The organism is Escherichia sp. MOD1-EC6819, assembly GCF_002965765.1.
Lineage (GTDB): Bacteria > Pseudomonadota > Gammaproteobacteria > Enterobacterales > Enterobacteriaceae > Escherichia > Escherichia ruysiae.
In genome coordinates, this window is sequence record NZ_PTRG01000007.1 from 148526 (window position 1) to 164337 (window position 15812).

Annotated in this window: 10 protein-coding genes; 3 read left to right on the forward strand and 7 right to left on the reverse strand. The window is 47.7% G+C overall.

The genetic code is table 11. From position 1 onward, the window contains the following. Positions 1–634 precede the first annotated feature (634 nt). The 3 genes from A7Z06_RS11980 to A7Z06_RS11990 form a co-directional block, all read right to left on the reverse strand. Positions 635–5617 (reverse strand): YadA-like family protein, encoded by a 4983-nt coding sequence (locus A7Z06_RS11980; RefSeq protein WP_105279435.1) that lies wholly within the window; start codon positions 5615–5617, stop codon positions 635–637. Between the two features lie 43 nt (positions 5618–5660). Continuing rightward, positions 5661–6344, reverse strand: coding sequence for a hypothetical protein (locus tag A7Z06_RS11985; protein ID WP_000867583.1), 684 nt, complete (start codon positions 6342–6344; stop codon positions 5661–5663). A 490-nt stretch (positions 6345–6834) separates the two neighbouring features. Next, positions 6835–7197, reverse strand: a complete 363-nt coding sequence (locus tag A7Z06_RS11990; RefSeq protein ID WP_000665680.1) for a YibL family ribosome-associated protein — start codon at positions 7195–7197, stop codon at positions 6835–6837. A 269-nt stretch (positions 7198–7466) separates the two neighbouring features. On the opposite strand from A7Z06_RS11990, the gene yibT reads away from it, so the two are divergent. Further along, positions 7467–7676, forward strand: coding sequence for a protein YibT (gene yibT / locus A7Z06_RS11995; RefSeq protein ID WP_000517102.1), 210 nt, complete (start codon positions 7467–7469; stop codon positions 7674–7676). A 10-nt stretch (positions 7677–7686) separates the two neighbouring features. Here yibT and mtlR read toward each other — a convergent pair whose 3' ends face one another. The 3 genes from mtlR to mtlA form a co-directional block, all read right to left on the reverse strand. Next, positions 7687–8274: a mannitol operon repressor MtlR gene (gene mtlR, locus A7Z06_RS12000; protein WP_000981834.1), complete on the reverse strand. Its 588-nt coding sequence runs from the start codon at positions 8272–8274 to the stop codon at positions 7687–7689. Beyond that, positions 8274–9422, reverse strand: coding sequence for a mannitol-1-phosphate 5-dehydrogenase (gene mtlD / locus A7Z06_RS12005; RefSeq protein WP_000645415.1), 1149 nt, complete (start codon positions 9420–9422; stop codon positions 8274–8276). The genes mtlR and mtlD overlap by 1 nt, the downstream gene beginning before the upstream one ends. 229 nt (positions 9423–9651) lie before the next feature. Then, positions 9652–11565 carry a PTS mannitol transporter subunit IICBA gene (gene mtlA, locus A7Z06_RS12010; protein ID WP_000093249.1) on the reverse strand — a complete coding sequence of 638 codons (1914 nt, stop codon included), beginning with the start codon at positions 11563–11565 and terminating at the stop codon, positions 9652–9654. A gap of 536 nt (positions 11566–12101) precedes the next feature. On the opposite strand from mtlA, the gene A7Z06_RS12015 reads away from it, so the two are divergent. Then, positions 12102–12464: a DUF3302 domain-containing protein gene (locus A7Z06_RS12015; protein WP_000479623.1), complete on the forward strand. Its 363-nt coding sequence runs from the start codon at positions 12102–12104 to the stop codon at positions 12462–12464. Between the two features lie 2 nt (positions 12465–12466). Continuing rightward, positions 12467–13603, forward strand: a complete 1137-nt coding sequence (locus A7Z06_RS12020) for an HlyD family secretion protein (protein WP_000364945.1) — start codon at positions 12467–12469, stop codon at positions 13601–13603. A 150-nt stretch (positions 13604–13753) separates the two neighbouring features. Here the strand turns inward: A7Z06_RS12020 and A7Z06_RS12025 are convergent, their stop codons facing one another. Then, the gene (locus A7Z06_RS12025; RefSeq protein WP_001088675.1) at positions 13754–14584 is read right to left on the reverse strand and encodes a helix-turn-helix domain-containing protein; all 831 of its coding nucleotides are present in this window, start codon (positions 14582–14584) and stop codon (positions 13754–13756) included. Positions 14585–15812 lie beyond the last annotated feature (1228 nt).

The window sequence follows — 15812 nt, forward strand, 5'->3', positions numbered from 1 at the left end:
CGTTTTCCCCCTCGCCCCTTTGGGGAGAGGGGCGGGGTGAGGGGATCAGCGCGCACGAGACCCCACATCAGCCCGGCAATGCAAGAAAACCATTATGCACGGTATCAGATGCAGCACGTTTTTCCCCCTCGCCCCTTTGGGGAGAGGGTCGGGGTGAGGGGGCAGCGCGCACGAGACCCCACACCAGCCCGGCAATGCAAGAAAACCATTATGCACGGTATCAGATGCAGCACGTTTTTCCCCCTCGCCCCTTTGGGGAGAGGGTCGGGGTGAGGGGGCAGCGCGCACGATGCCCCACACCAGCCCGGCGATGCAAGAAAACCATTATGCACGGTATCAAATGCAGCACGTTTTTCCCCCTCGCCCCTTTGGGGAGAGCGCCGGGGTGAGGGGGCAGCGCGCACGAGACCCCACATCAGCCCGGCAATGCAAGAAAACCATTATGCACGGTATCAAATGCAGCACGTTTTTCCCCCTCGCCCCTTTGGGGAGAGGGTCGGGGTGAGGGGATCAGCGCGCATGTAGCCTCAAGCTAATGTCAAAAAGCCGAAGTCACAATTTGTGCAATTTTCAAACAAAAAAAGGGCAACCCTCCTCAGAGAATTGCCCTTAGTCACACTAACTTAATGGGTCATTACCACTGAATACCGGCACCGAGTGCGGCGGAGTATTCACCCTGGCTATTGGTACTACCTTGTAATTTGTAGACCCAACGACCGTTGGCGCTCACCATCGACACACCTAAAGCAACAGCCGATTCACCGTTGTATGTACCGCCACCAATGGAGGCCATGCTGGCACCTGGCGTGTAAGCCTGCGGCAGACCGGTCATCGCCATTGCAGAAGCGATACCACCGCTCAACTTGCTTTCGGTTTTGGACAGTTTGTTATCCATCTCAACCATGCGCTGATCGGTGTATTGCTTCGTTTCCTGCACGCTTTGCTTCAACTGCGCGTAGTTCACCGCGTCGTTGTTGTTAACGCCAGCGGAAACGTTGCTGATGCGAGTCGTTCCGCCATTACCACCGCCGAGAGTGATGTTGCTGTAATCAACAGAACCGTCAGCTTTGGTGTCATAGCGCACGCCGCCTGCTTCGGAAGACTTCAACTGCGCAACGTTAACCGCGTCAGTAGCATTTTTACCAGCGGCAACGTTGGTGATACGGCGTTGGTTAGTGGAAGAACCTACGGAGATCGTATTTTCTTCGTTTGCCACAGAGCCAGTACCCAGCGCAACGCTGTTATCAGCGGCAGCAATAGAGCCAGAGCCAATCGCAACACTGTCTTTACCCTGCGCGTTAGCATCTACGCCATCGGTGTTGGTCTTGAAGTACTTGGTGCTACCGGTGCTTACGATATCGCCAATACCGTTTTCGATATTGGTGACGCGGGTATCCAGATTCGTTACCTGAGTATTCAGGTTAGTAATGCTCTGGGTGTTCTGGGAAACCTGTGCGTCCGTCACTTTCAACTGACCAACGTTAACGGCATCGGTATCTGCCGAACCCGCCGCGACATTAGTGATCTGACGTTGACCGTCTTCACTGCCGACAGAGAACTCACCGACAGAGTTCTGCGGCGCGTCCATGTTGTAGGCGGTGTAGCCAGTCTGAGCGCCGCGAGTGGTCTGAGAACCATTACCCATTGCAATACTGTTTGCATGGTTGGCGCGTGCGTTAGAACCGATAGCAATACCGTTGATGGCATCTGGCAGAACCAGAGTGTTCAGGCCGATACCAATACCCGCGTCAGCATTAACGATAGTTTTCGCGCCCATCGCCAGCGAGTCAGTACCTACCGCCAGTGAATCTTCTTCCGTTGAGTTGGCATGGTAGTACTTGGTCGGCGTAGTGGCGACAGCACCAATGGCGTTTTGCAACTGGCGTACAGTCACGGCGTCATGGGATTCAGTACCATCAGCAACGTTGATGATCTGACGGTACTTACCATCATCGCCAATCGACAATGCGCCAAGCAGTTCGCCGTCAGTGGTGTCGTAACCAATCACAACGCCTTCTTCGGTTACGCTGGTGTTACGAGAACCTTTAACAATCACACGGCTGGAGACGGATTCGCTACCCAGCGCGATACCAGTATCAACGCTGCTGCTGCTATTCTGACCAATTGCGACACTGCTTTCGCCGGAAGCGACAGCGTTATAACCCACCGCTGTAGCGCCAGTACCTGATGCGCTCGCATCAATAAAGGTTAAGCCGGTGTCATTAGTACGCGCATAGTTCAGACCCGCACCGTTCTCTTCGATGTAGTCTATGCTGGTATTACCGGCAATCTGGTTGATGATCTCATTTTGCTGATTGATCAACGTGTTGGTGGCGAACAACTGTGAACCATTAATTGCATCAGTACTGGTTTCAGAAATATCACCATTAGCAACATTAGTGATTACGCTGGCTTTGCCATCGCGGCTGGCGCTGAACGCACCATTTTCACCGGCGGTTGCGTCCCAGAGCAGCGCATCATCCAGGGTTGAGTCGATCGCGTCCAGAGCATCACCGACGTTATTGTAATCGGTATCAGCAATGGAGTACGTCGGCGCACTGATGCTACCGTCAGCATTTACTGCGGCGCCACCGCCCAGGGCATCAACAACAGAGTTGCTCACACCGTAGAGTTGCCCACCATTGATGGCATCGGTGCTGGTTTCAGAAACGGCACCATTTGCGACATTGGTAATTTTGCTGGCATTGCCACCGTGGCCGGCGCTGAATGCACTTGCCGTTTCATCCCACAGCAGAGCGTCGCCCAGTGAAGTGCTAAAGGAGGTGTTAATCGCCGCCAGCGCATCACCTACGTTATCGTAGCTGTTGCTACCGATGGTGTAGGACGGGCCAGTAAATACACCGTTTTCATCAACCGAGGCGTTACCGCCAAAATAGTCTGCCAGTGAATCACTTAAGCTAAACAGTTGCCCACCGTTAACGGCATCGGTGCTGGTAGATGAGATTGTTCCAGCGGTGACGTTAGTGATTTTGCTGGTGGTTTCGGTGCCGTGTGCAGCGGTGAATGCGCTTGCGGCGTCATCCCATTTCAGCGCATCTTCACCGAGGTTGTTCACCGTATCAGTCAGATTGGTGATGTTGGTGGTGTTAGTAGCGATGTTAGTGGTGTTGGTTGCCACATTGTCGTTGGTGGTTTTTAACTGAGAACCGTTAACGGCATCGGTACTGGTCTCCGTCAACTCACCTGCCGTAACGTTAGTGATTTTGCTGGTGGCTTCGGTGCCGTGTGCGGCGGTGAATGCACCTGAGGCGTCATCCCATGCCAGCGCGTCGGCACCAAGGTTAGTCACTGTATCAGTCAGGTTGGTGATACTGGTGGTGTTGGCGGCAACATCATTCGTCAGGTTAGTGATGTTGGTGGTGTTGTTAGCAACTTCGCCGGTCAGGTTGCTGATATTGGTGGTGTTGGTTGCCACGTTATCGTTAGTGGTTTTCAACTGAGAACCGTTAACGGCATCGGTACTGGTCTCCGTCAGTTCGCCCGCCGTAACGTTAGTGATTTTGTTGGTGGCTTCGGTGCCGTGTGCGGCGGTGAATGCACCTGAGGCGTCATCCCATGCCAGCGCGTCGGCACCAAGGTTAGTCACTGTATCAGTCAGGTTGGTGATACTGGTGGTGTTGGCGGCAACATCATTCGTCAGGTTAGTGATGTTGGTGGTGTTGTTAGCAACTTCGCCGGTCAGGTTGCTGATATTGGTGGTGTTGGTTGCCACGTTATCGTTAGTGGTTTTCAACTGAGAACCGTTAACGGCATCGGTACTGGTCTCCGTCAGTTCACCCGCCGTAACGTTAGTGATTTTGCTGGTGGCTTCAGTGCCGTGTGCGGCAGTGAATACGCCAGCGGCGTCATCCCATTTCAGCGCATCTTCACCGAGGCTATTCACCGTATCAGTCAGATTAGTGATATTGGTGGTGTTGTTAGCAACATCGCCAGTCAGGTTGGTGATATTAGTGGTGTTGGTTGCCACGTTATCGTTAGTGGTTTTCAACTGAGAACCGTTAACCGCATCGGTACTGGTCTCCGTCAGCTCACCCGCCGTAACGTTGGTGATTTTGTTGGTGGCTTCGGTGCCGTGTGCAGCAGTGAATACGCCAGCGGCGTCATCCCATTTCAGCGCATCTTCACCGAGGCTATTCACCGTATCAGTCAGATTAGTGATGTTGGTGGTGTTGTTAGCAACATCGCCAGTCAGGTTGGTGATATTAGTGGTGTTGGTTGCCACGTTATCGTTAGTGGTTTTTAACTGCGAGCCGTTAACCGCATCGGTACTGGATGCGTTCAGCTCACCCGCCGTAACGTTGGTGATTTTGCTGGTGGCATCGGAACCGTGTTTTGCACTGTAGACTTTTTTAACTGAGTCCCATTGTAATGTATTATCATCAATACCCTTTAACGCGTCGCCAACATTAGTAAAGGAGCCACTTTGCAGTTTGTAGTTAGGAGCATTAACAATCCCGGCAGTGCTCACTGAGGCGCCGCCGCCCAGACGGTCTGCGACTGACTTACTGATATCATAAAGCTGTGAACCATTGATAGCATCAGTACTGGTACTGCTAATATCGCCTTTTGCCATATGGACAATTTTACGCTGCAGCGTATCGTTACCCACTGAAACAGTATTATCTTCCACGGCAGTAGACTCTGTACCCAGAGCAACGGAGTTAACACCAGTTACGTTGGACAGGCTACCAATCGCAAGACTTTTTTCACTACCAGCATAGCTTTCTTGTCCAAGCGCAATACTGTTTTCGCTGCTTGACTGACTGTTATTACCCAACGCAATAGAATTTACACCATCTGCCTTTCCTGCCTGACCGAAAGCCATTGCTCCAGCTTTGGCTGCATTGGCACCATATCCGAGCGCAACGGTATTGTCCGCGTTAGCTATGCTGTTTGAACCCAATGCCAGGCTATATAAACCATTTGCCTGAGCGTCGGCACCCATTGCAATGGAACCTGTGCTATTGCCCAAGGCGTTTCTACCTAATGCCAGGCTATCGTCACCAGTGGCCTTACTGTCTACCCCTAGTGCTACCGATTTTTCTCCTAATGATGACGCTCTGTTACCTAACGCAACACTACCTTTATTTTGGGCTCCGGAACCTTGACCTATTGCCACTGCACTCTCACCGCTAGCACTGGAGCCAACCGCTAATGCAACTGTATAGTCGCCAATGGCACTAGCGCCACTGCCGATAGCAACCCCCCTGCTCCCTGTGGCTTTCGATAGCTGCCCCATTGATACTGAACTTTGTCCAGTAGCATTACTGTTATAACCCACTGCAGTAGCCCCAGCAGCAGAGATTGCATTTACCCCAATAGAAATACTTGCTGTGCTACCGCCTACAGAGGAAGCTTTCGCACCTTTACCAATAGCAATCCATGCATCAGTAAGTTCGGTGCCATCAGAATATGTACCACCATCAAGACTGACAGAAGCACCTGCCCCAAACGACGACATCATCCCACCTGCAACCAGCGCAGAAATTAACAGCTTACTGCGCCCGCTCTTTTTCCCACGACTTTTTGCCGTTTCGCTGGCGACGCTGTAACTTCCCGTCGCAGGGTTCCAGATAACTTTAAAAATTTTGTTCATTGTTGTTGCTCTCTATTCCTTGATATAAGTGCAATGACTGCATTTATTTTTTGCTTTTTTTCTGCCGGTTATCAGCAGGTGGAAGGTTGTCGAAGTTGATATTCTGCATATTAATAGCCAACTTCAGGTATTTCAGGTTATTGGGAGACACCCCTTTTAACGTTAAGTTAATGTCTTGCCATTGACCTGGTAATAATTTCAGCGTGGAGTTCATGGTGGTACTAAATAGTAGCTGTTGCCATTTGGCATATTCTTTTAGATCACCCGGTCTTTCACCGCCCCAGGTGGCATGAAAACCAATATTTGATACGGGAATACTTAATAAATTGGCCAATGACATATGAATAACACTGCCATTTTCTATTGCTTCAACAGATAACACCCTGCCGGCAATACCTACCGAACCGTTATTTAAAATGAAATATTTTGTTTGATCGGGGTTAAATTCAGTAAAGACAAATGTATCTTGATGATGCTTAATCTCTTTCACTATCTGAGCCAGCAGCTTTGTACTGTTTATTAGACTAATGCTTTGTTTTTCAATGGTGTTTGTCTTTTTGGTTTCTTGTTCTAGTCGTTTTTCGAGTTGATCAATTCTGGCCTTTTGTTCTTCTTGTTGTTTTGTGAGTTCATCAACGACTTTGTTTTTTTCGACATAGTCACAACCTGACAGCATCAGTATTGTCGAAGCCGCCAGGACGCTTATCAATAATTTATTCACTTTCATATAAAGTTATCCTTACATATCATCCCTGATACCAACGCGGTCTAAGGGATGTGTCCATTTGTGGTTGATGCTTTTGCGATTTATACGGCTGGCTTTATGAATGTTGCGAATATATTTGTTATGAAAATTATTTATTAAGTTTTAAAATTGTTTAATTGTGTTAGGGAGGCGGATTTTAATGAGGAGGGTTATCAGATGTCAAACACTGCATTTAAAGCAGAAAAATAGCTTTCATTTAATATTCACACAATAAATGTTTTGGGTGAGTTTTTAGAATGTGGATGGAAAAAATAACGGCAAAAGTTTTATTTTATGAATGATATCTTCCATTTTTAGGCGTCGAACCAAACCTTTTACTGAATGCATTTTCAGATTTAGTGCCATTGGTAAAAAGTAGACTCTACGAGGAAACAGAGGAAAAAGAGGAGGATATTTGTTGCATCCCGCATTTAGAAACGCGGGATGTGAGGGAGATATACAGGTAAGAGGGTTAAAACGCTGTCTTTGAGAACCCGGTCATCTCTTGCAGACCCATTTCACGACCCAGTGCGGTCATCGGATGTACAACCACAAGCCCCCGAACGCTTTTCTTCAGCTTACCCATATCGGCTTGTTCTTTTTTGGTAATCGCGCGCTGGAACGGCATCTTCATCAGCTTTTGTGCTTCCTTACTGAGTTTCTGGCTGTGAACTTCGCGCAGGCGAGCAATTTCTGCTTCCAGAGTTGCTTTCTCTTTTTCCAGCTCGGCATATTTGTCTGCGGCTTCAACCAGCGACAGATCGGCCTGCTGGTGACGGATGGCGTCCAGACGATCGCTGAGACGTTTGATTTCGTTTTTTTCGACTTCTTTCATGGGATGGCTTCTGATAAAGATAAATTTATAGCCCCTAGTATGCGCGACGAGGTGCTTTGTTCACAACCGATGGCATTGTAATAGTTTTGTCGGGTAACAAATCTTGTGTTCAAAAATCATATAATATATTGATTAATAAACAATATAATCAGAAGGTGAGGGCAAGCGTTGTGGATTTCGCACGTTTTCCTTAATGTCATTTTTATCGGGATCTAAACTAAAATCGGCGGTCGCGCTTTCCCGGCGCGGGGTAATACGGAGATATTATTATGGGCAAATTAGGTGAAAACGTTCCGCTTCTTATTGATAAAGCCGTAGATTTCATGGCATCAAGCCAGGCGTTCCGGGAGTATCTGAATAAACTTCCCCCCCGTAACGCGATTCCATCCGGTATACCTGAGGAAAGCGTGCCGTTATATCTACAACGTCTGGAATATTATCGCCGACTTTATCGGCCGAATCCGGTAGAGGAGAAGTAAGCGAAAGTACTTACTTTTGAAAGGCTTTTTTTAAGCTGATTTTGGAAATCAGCTCTGTCAGTGAAAGGACCATTGTTGATCGCACAGCCTGTTGGTAACGCTGAACTTGCATCGCATACAAACTGGAGTCTATTGGTTCAAACTGTGGCGGCGGTGGTAGTGCCGCCACGCAATGCAGTTCGCCAAATGGCCCAAGAATTTCATCATCGGTAAATGCGTACTCGTTGCCGTCGTGGTTCAGCTCTTCCCGCAGCGCCATCAACAGTTCCGCATCTTCGTATTCATGGCGACTAATTACGCCAAGCCCATAAATCAGCTTTAAGCGCACGGACAGATCGCCCAGCGGACCATCGCCGTCGAGTAACGGTTCTACAGCATACTTCACCGCGTAATCGTCTTTGCGGAATACCTGAAGCACCAAAAGATTCACCGCCTCGGTCAGGAGATCGACGGCGGTAATCAGAAAGCTTCGCACGGTTTTGCCAGCATTCAGACGCTCAAGCACACGGTTTTCAAAGGCCTGGGTTTGTTCCATTGTTGCCTGCATATCTGACAATCTGTTATTCGGGCGCAGGGAGCCCTGCGCCTGGTTCATCATTATTGCATTGCGTTATAAGCGGTTACTGCCTCGGTGACAACCTCGCTGTTGGCATCAAGCCCGGAAATGTGCGCCAGCGCAGCCTGCGGGCCTTTGTCGGCAATCAGCGCCGCCAGTTCTTGTGCCTGAGGATCATCTTCACTGCAAAAGTGCATTGCAGCGGCAATACCTTCAATCAGATTTTTGTGCGGCAAGCTATATTCCAGCGTACCCAGCAGCGGCTTGATCAGACGGTCGCCAGCACTCAGTTTACGCAGCGGCTGACGGCCTACGCGCTCAACATCATCTTTCAGATACGGGTTTTCAAAACGACCGAGGATTTTCTGGATGTACGCCGCGTGCTTGTCCGCGTCAAAGCCGTAACGCTTAATCAGTACCGCGCCGCTTTCTTCCATCGCCCCTTTTACCACCGCACGGATTTTCTCGTCGAGAATCGCGTCACGAATGGTCTGATGACCCGCCAGTTTTCCAAGGTACGCGGTTATAGCATGGCCTGTGTTCAGGGTGAAGAGCTTACGTTCGACAAACGCCATCAGGTTGTCGGTTAACTCCATACCAGGAATGTTTGGCAGCGTGCCTTTGAACTGAGTTTTATCGACAATCCATTCGCTGAAGGTTTCTACAGTGACTTCCAGCGGATCGTTCGTTGCAGACGCTGAAGGCGGTACGATACGGTCAACGGCGGAATCAACAAAGCCAACGTGTTCTTCTACCCACGCTTTGGCGTCTTCCGGCAGGGCGTTCATCACATGGCCTTTCAGTTGCGTTGTGCCGCGTACCATGTTTTCACAGGCGATAATGTTCAGCGGGGAGTCATTACCTTGCTCTTTACGTTTTACCAGCCCTTTGGCGATTGCCGGAGCAATGCGTTCCAGCACGACCGGGCCAACTGCGGTGGTGACTAAATCAACCTGGGCGATTAAATCAACCACATCGTCGCCAATGCTGCTGACGGCATTTACGCCGGAAACGGTATCCACCTGCTCGGTTTCGCCGACAACGTGAACCTGATAGCTATGACGGGCATTCAGGGCATCAAGTACCACCTGATTGACATCGGCAAACGTCAGTTGGATACCCGCGTCTGCCAGCAGTTTACCGATAAAGCCACGACCGATATTACCTGCGCCAAAATGTAATGCTTTCATAGTATTAACCTTCATCAATGTTTTTACCCAAGAGGGCTGGGGTGAGGCTTTTCCCTCACCCAAACCCTCTCCATGTGGAGAGGGGCAGCGCCGGATGCGGCGTAAACGCCTTATCCGGCCTACAAGAACGTGCAAATTTAACAAACTGCGCTTTGTTTTGTAGGCCTGATAAGCAAAGCGCATCAGGCAATCAGCCCCACCGTCTCCATGAGGAGAGGGTGGGCCTGGATTACTTACGACCTGCCAGCAGTTCCAGCACTTCATCCACGCTGGTGGTGTGTGCCAGACGCTCGATGACGGATTCATCATCCAGCGCGTTGGTCAGGCTGGTGATAACCTGAATGTGCTCGTTATTACGGGCAGCAATACCAATCACCAGGCGGGCAATGTCATCTTCTTCTTCACCGAAGCGCACACCTTCCGGATACTGACAGAACACCACGCCCGTTTTCAGTACGCGATCTTTCGCTTCAACCGTACCGTGCGGCACTGCGATGGACTCACCCAGATAAGTCGGGGTCAGTTTTTCACGATCCAGCATCGCCTGTACGTATTCCGGCTCAACATAGCCGCCTTTCACCAGTTGTTCGCCGGCAAAGCGAATCGCTTCTTCTTTGGTGGCTGCTTTGCGACCGAGGAAGATGTTCTCCGCACCGAGCTTAAACAGATTGGCGTTAGAATCGTCAAAGCTGTCTTTCAGGCTGTCTTTCACTTTCACTTCGTTTTCAGTATGGCGCTGGGCAGCAACCAGACGTTCGGTCAGGCTGGTGTACAGGCCGCTGTCGAGGAAGTTAGTCAGCGAAATATGCTGTGCCTGCGGCACCTGGCGCATAGCGCGTTCAGTCAGGTCACGGTGAGTGATGACCAGATCTACATCCGGCGGCAGGTTGTTGATCGCGCTGTTAGTGACCGAAATCTGCGACAGACCTGCATCCTGAATTTTCTTACGCAGCACGCCTGCACCCATCGCACTGGAACCCATACCGGCGTCACAGGCAACGATGATTTTACGCACGTGGCTCAGGTCGTTAGTCACATCGCCCGCAGACAGCGGAGACGCACCTTTAGACTCAGCTTTCATGTCCTGCATACGACGAGTTGCTGCTTCAATATCGTCTTCTTCTTTCACTTTGCTGGTTTTCAGCAAAATAGCAGAGACAACGAAGGAGACCGCCATCGCCGCACACACACCCGCGATGTTAGCGAAGTAAGCACCTTTTGGCGTCATCGCCAGTACCGCGAGGATAGAACCCGGAGATGCCGGAGAAACCAGACCACCGCCCAGGATAGTCAGCGTGAACACGCCAGTCATACCGCCGAGGATAACGGCCAGAATCAGACGCGGATTCATCAGTACATACGGGAAGTAGATTTCGTGGATACCACCCAGGAAGTGGATGATTGCCGCACCGCCCGCAGACTGTTTCGCACTACCACGACCAAAGAACATGTACGCCAGCAGCACGCCCATACCCGGACCCGGGTTCGCTTCAATCAGGAAGAAGATGGATTTACCCAGTTCATGGGACTGCTGAATACCCAGCGGCGAGAAGATACCGTGGTTAATGGCGTTGTTGAGGAACAGGATTTTCGCCGGTTCAACAAAGATAGACGCCAGCGGCAGCATGTCATGGACAACCATGAAGTTAACGCCCGCAGCCAGCATTTTTGACAGGGCTTCAACAATCGGGCCAATGCCGAGGAAGGCCAGAATGGCGAGGATCATCCCGATGATGCCAGCGGAGAAGTTATTCACCAGCATCTCAAAACCGGATTTGATTTTACCGTCTACCCAGCGGTCGAAGTGCTTAATGCACCAGCCGCCCAGCGGACCTGCAATCATAGAACCGAGGAACATCGGCATGTCTGCGCCGACGATAACGCCCATGGTGGTGATGGCACCGACTACGCCGCCACGTTCGCCGCCTACCAGCTTACCACCGGTATAACCGATCAGCAGCGGCAGGAGATAAGTGATCATCGGCCCGACCAGCTTCGCCAGCGTTTCGTTCGGTAACCACCCTGTTGGAATAAATAACGCGGTGATGATACCCCACGCGATAAACGCGCCGATATTTGGCATCACCATGTTGCTGAGGAAACGACCAAAGCTTTGCACTTTGATCTTAATATCGGATGACATAAAAACACCCCTTCTTATGTTTGCTGTCGCGCAGGCTGGAAGCCCGAGGTTTTTTGTTAATGTGGCGGCAGAGGTAGCCGGACCTTGTAGATACTGCGAAATCTGGCACTGAATCGGTTAACTGTCCAGTCGGCGGCCTTTTGTGTGATATCAGTCACATAAATATAGGGGGTAGAGAGGTAATTGACGTGACGTTCATCACAAAATGACTGTGTAAAAAAACAACAAGACGGCGATTTTCGCTAAAAATGGCATTCAAATGTGAGTAATGTCACAATTTTATTTTGATGGTTTGTTGAATCTTTGTGATCTGAATCACAAGATATTTTCTTCGGTAATTCACCTGATGTGATCTGCAACATGTTCTGACTTTGCTTTAAGACAGTTTTGTAACTGAGCAACTCATCGCCTTTTAAAATTATCCTTCGGTGTGATGGCGAGATTGGCAAACGCAGATTAATGTCAAAGTATCAGCCTGACTCCCTTCCGGCTGCCAGCCAAAAAACAACACTGATAAGCGTGAATCCGAGGCAGATATGTTTCTAAACTACTTCGCGTTGGGAGTGCTGATCTTCGTCTTTCTGGTGATTTTTTATGGAATCATCGCGATACATGACATCCCCTATCTTATTGCCAAAAAGCGCAACCATCCCCACGCCGACGCTATTCATACGGCGGGTTGGGTAAGTCTGTTTACCCTGCATGTAATCTGGCCGTTTCTGTGGATCTGGGCAACGCTTTACCAGCCAGAGCGCGGCTGGGGAATGCAGTCACATGTTGCGTCGCAGGAGAAAGCGACTGACCCGGAAATTGCCGCGCTTTCTGACCGTATTTCCCGGCTGGAGCACCAACTTGCAGCTGAAAAAAAGAGTGACTATTCCACGTTCCCGGAGATCTGATTATGGATCTGTTAATTGTTTTAACTTACGTGGCGCTGGCGTGGGCGGTCTTTAAAATCTTCCGCATTCCGGTGAATCAGTGGACGCTGGCGACGGCGGCGCTGGGTGGCGTGTTTCTGGTGAGTGGTTTGATTTTATTGATGAACTACAACCATCCTTACACTTTTACCGCGCAAAAGGCAGTGATAGCTATCCCCATCACGCCACAGGTGACGGGGATCGTGACTGAAGTCACCGACAAAAATAATCAGCTTATTCAAAAGGGCGAAGTGCTTTTTAAGCTCGACCCGGTACGTTATCAGGCGCGAGTAGACAGACTCCAGGCTGATTTGATGACGGCGACGCATAATATCAAAACGCTGCGCGCGCAGCTCACTGAAGCGCAGGCCAACACCACTCAGGTTTCAGCGGAGCGCGACCGACTGTTTAAAAATTATCAACGTTATCTGAAAGGCAGCCAGGCGACGGTCAATCCGTTCTCAGAACGTGACATCGACGACGCGCGGCAGAATTTCCTCGCGCAGGATGCGCTGGTGAAAGGTTCGGTGGCGGAGCAGGCGCAGATCCAGAGCCAGCTCGACAGCATGGTCAACGGTGAGCAATCACAGATTGTCAGCTTAAGAGCGCAACTTACTGAAGCAAAATATAACCTTGAGCAAACCATTATTCGCGCACCAAGCAACGGCTACGTTACTCAGGTACTGATCCGCCCAGGCACTTACGCGGCAGCTTTACCGCTGCGTCCGGTAATGGTCTTCATCCCTGAGCAAAAACGGCAAATTGTTGCCCAATTTCGGCAAAACTCGCTGTTGCGCCTGAAACCAGGCGATGATGCGGAAGTGGTGTTTAACGCGCTGCCTGGGCAGGTATTCCACGGCAAACTGACCAGTATTTTGCCGGTGGTGCCTGGCGGTTCGTATCAGGCGCAGGGGGTGCTGCAATCGTTAACGGTCGTGCCCGGAACGGATGGTGTGCTGGGAACCATTGAACTCGACCCTAACGCTGATATCGATGCCTTACCCGACGGCATCTACGCCCAGGTAGCAGTTTACTCCGACCATTTCAGCCATGTTTCGGTGATGCGGAAAGTGCTGCTGAGAATGACCAGTTGGATGCATTATCTTTATTTGGATCATTGAGGGGGAGGCCTGGAGGTACAGGCGCTATTGGCAGGAATAGTCACAGTTCTGGCTTACTGGCTATTGCCAGAACTGGTAGCTAAGTTCATGCCATTTGATGCATTTACTGTTAATACACAGGATAAACAACTATTCTGTAGAATTTAGATATTAGACTTTTCGTTTAACCTTCAGAGAAAACTGTTTCGGTGTAATCCCAAAGTAATTTTTAAAGTTTCGAATGAAATAAGATGTGCTTGTATATCCAACATCATACGAAATTCTATTTATATGTTTTTCAGTGGATGTGATCATTTTCGCCGCATGCTGCATTCTGATATCTAAAACTAACGCGTTGAAGTTATTATTTTCTCTTTCAAGTTTTTTCCGAATTGAAACTTCTGACATATGCAAGATATCTCTCAGATCGCTCAGTTTCCATCCTCTTGATAAATCTGCTTCGATGATTTTTTTGAGCTTCTCGGTAAAGGTAATATCTGTTGATACAGACAAGGAATACGCAAGTGGCTCAATTTCATGAATCCTGGAAAGTAAATAAGCAATCTTATAAACTTGCCTGTATGGTGGTAAATCATCACTCATAAGTCGTCTAAAAATTTCTTTATCTGTTTCTTCCAGTTTATAAAAAAATATTCTTTTTCTAACCTGGGTAACTAAACGTTGCCCTGACAAAATCGGTTCCATGACCTTACAGACACTACTTAATATATCGCTATCAATAGTATAAATATCATAGGGTACGCCACTTCCAAGCACTTTTAATGTTGCATCAATGACGAGGTTCTTTTCTATATAACACAAAGAGCCGGGAGAGATATCAATAACATCCCCATCTGTTGCCTTAATCACTAATTGTGCATTTCTGATAAAAATCACTGCACTATTGTAAAAACGTATTCTTTTTAATGTAAGCGTGTGATTGTTATCCAAATTAGTATTGATAGGGAGGTCAAACTTGGTACAAGCAACTCGACTATTCATAAAGCCACCTCATGCTTTGTATATATAATTTCATGAGTTTTTACGTTGTGTAAACTCGAAATTTCAACGTATGGGGAAAAAAAGCCAAAATATAAATGTTAATTAAAAACAATATGTTATGCTATGTTAATTAAACTTTATTATGATAATAATAATATTATTATCATGAAATTATGCGTGATTAACGAAGTTATGTTGGTTGCCTATACGTTGACTGAAAAATTTCTTTAATGATGCTGGTAACTTTCTGGTGGTTTCTATTCCTAGTTTTGATTTAATACGATTGAATCTATAGTAAATTTTACTAGTTGAAAGACATGTTATTTGGGATATTTCCTTTACACTCTTTTGATGGAAAAAATATAAAAAAAAGATCTCTCTCTCAATGTTACTAAATGAGTTAATTGATTCAATAATAGATGTATTATTTTCATAAATGCATACGGTTCCATTATGTAATGTAATATTTTCAATACAAATGCATTTTATTTCGCTTTCAGTAAATAAAGCACTATAAATAGAATAACTAACATCATCGCAAACTAAGTATTTTTTAGATGCAATGTCTTTATGTATTAATTTATCAATACCAGTAAAATCAACGCATTGATTTTTTTTGTTAGTGTATGATATTGATTTTATTCCATAGTTAAAGAAATTATTATCGCTTGCAAGTACAAAGACTAGTCTCATAACCATCCTAAAATATCAGTTTTATGATTATGAGGAAACTATAAAATAAACTACTTTTAATATCCACATAAAAAATAATAAAATTTGATAAAAAAACTGTAATAACTAGGTGAAATAATTTTGAAACTGGCAACATACAAAAAAAATCTGATATGATGCGCCTATCTAGTCTACATAGTGAATCACAATTTTTGAATTGGTATGTATTTGGGGTGCAGATAAGATGCCCATTCTGCAAAACATAAGACGCATTTTACCAATCTAAATTATAGTGATGATTGTTATTTTTTTTATGTAGTAAATTCAGTATATGGAAACTATTTTCACATAGATCGTCGCATAACAACAGCCTTTCATATACATACGGCTATGTAAATTTCAATATTTAAATAAATACGGACAATTTTCTTAGTCATACGAACAGTCTGGGGCTGTATGGACGAGGTTATGCGGAGGGGTTGATACTACCTACGTAAGTGGGCGTTGTCTTAAACTAAGGTGCTGGTTGGTTTTCAAATTATTCCGACTGAGGCTA

Bases quoted from the DNA above. Each gene is read 5' to 3' on its own strand.
- A7Z06_RS12015 (WP_000479623.1), top strand. From the start codon at position 12,102: ATGTTTCTAAACTACTTCGCGTTGGGAGTGCTGATCTTCGTCTTTCTG.
- A7Z06_RS12025 (WP_001088675.1), bottom strand. From the start codon at position 14,584: ATGAATAGTCGAGTTGCTTGTACCAAGTTTGACCTCCCTATCAATACT.
- mtlD (WP_000645415.1), bottom strand. From the start codon at position 9,422: ATGAAAGCATTACATTTTGGCGCAGGTAATATCGGTCGTGGCTTTATC.
- A7Z06_RS12020 (WP_000364945.1), top strand. From the start codon at position 12,467: ATGGATCTGTTAATTGTTTTAACTTACGTGGCGCTGGCGTGGGCGGTC.
- A7Z06_RS11985 (WP_000867583.1), bottom strand. From the start codon at position 6,344: ATGAAAGTGAATAAATTATTGATAAGCGTCCTGGCGGCTTCGACAATA.
- yibT (WP_000517102.1), top strand. From the start codon at position 7,467: ATGGGCAAATTAGGTGAAAACGTTCCGCTTCTTATTGATAAAGCCGTA.
- mtlR (WP_000981834.1), bottom strand. From the start codon at position 8,274: ATGATGAACCAGGCGCAGGGCTCCCTGCGCCCGAATAACAGATTGTCA.
- A7Z06_RS11980 (WP_105279435.1), bottom strand. From the start codon at position 5,617: ATGAACAAAATTTTTAAAGTTATCTGGAACCCTGCGACGGGAAGTTAC.
- A7Z06_RS11990 (WP_000665680.1), bottom strand. From the start codon at position 7,197: ATGAAAGAAGTCGAAAAAAACGAAATCAAACGTCTCAGCGATCGTCTG.
- mtlA (WP_000093249.1), bottom strand. From the start codon at position 11,565: ATGTCATCCGATATTAAGATCAAAGTGCAAAGCTTTGGTCGTTTCCTC.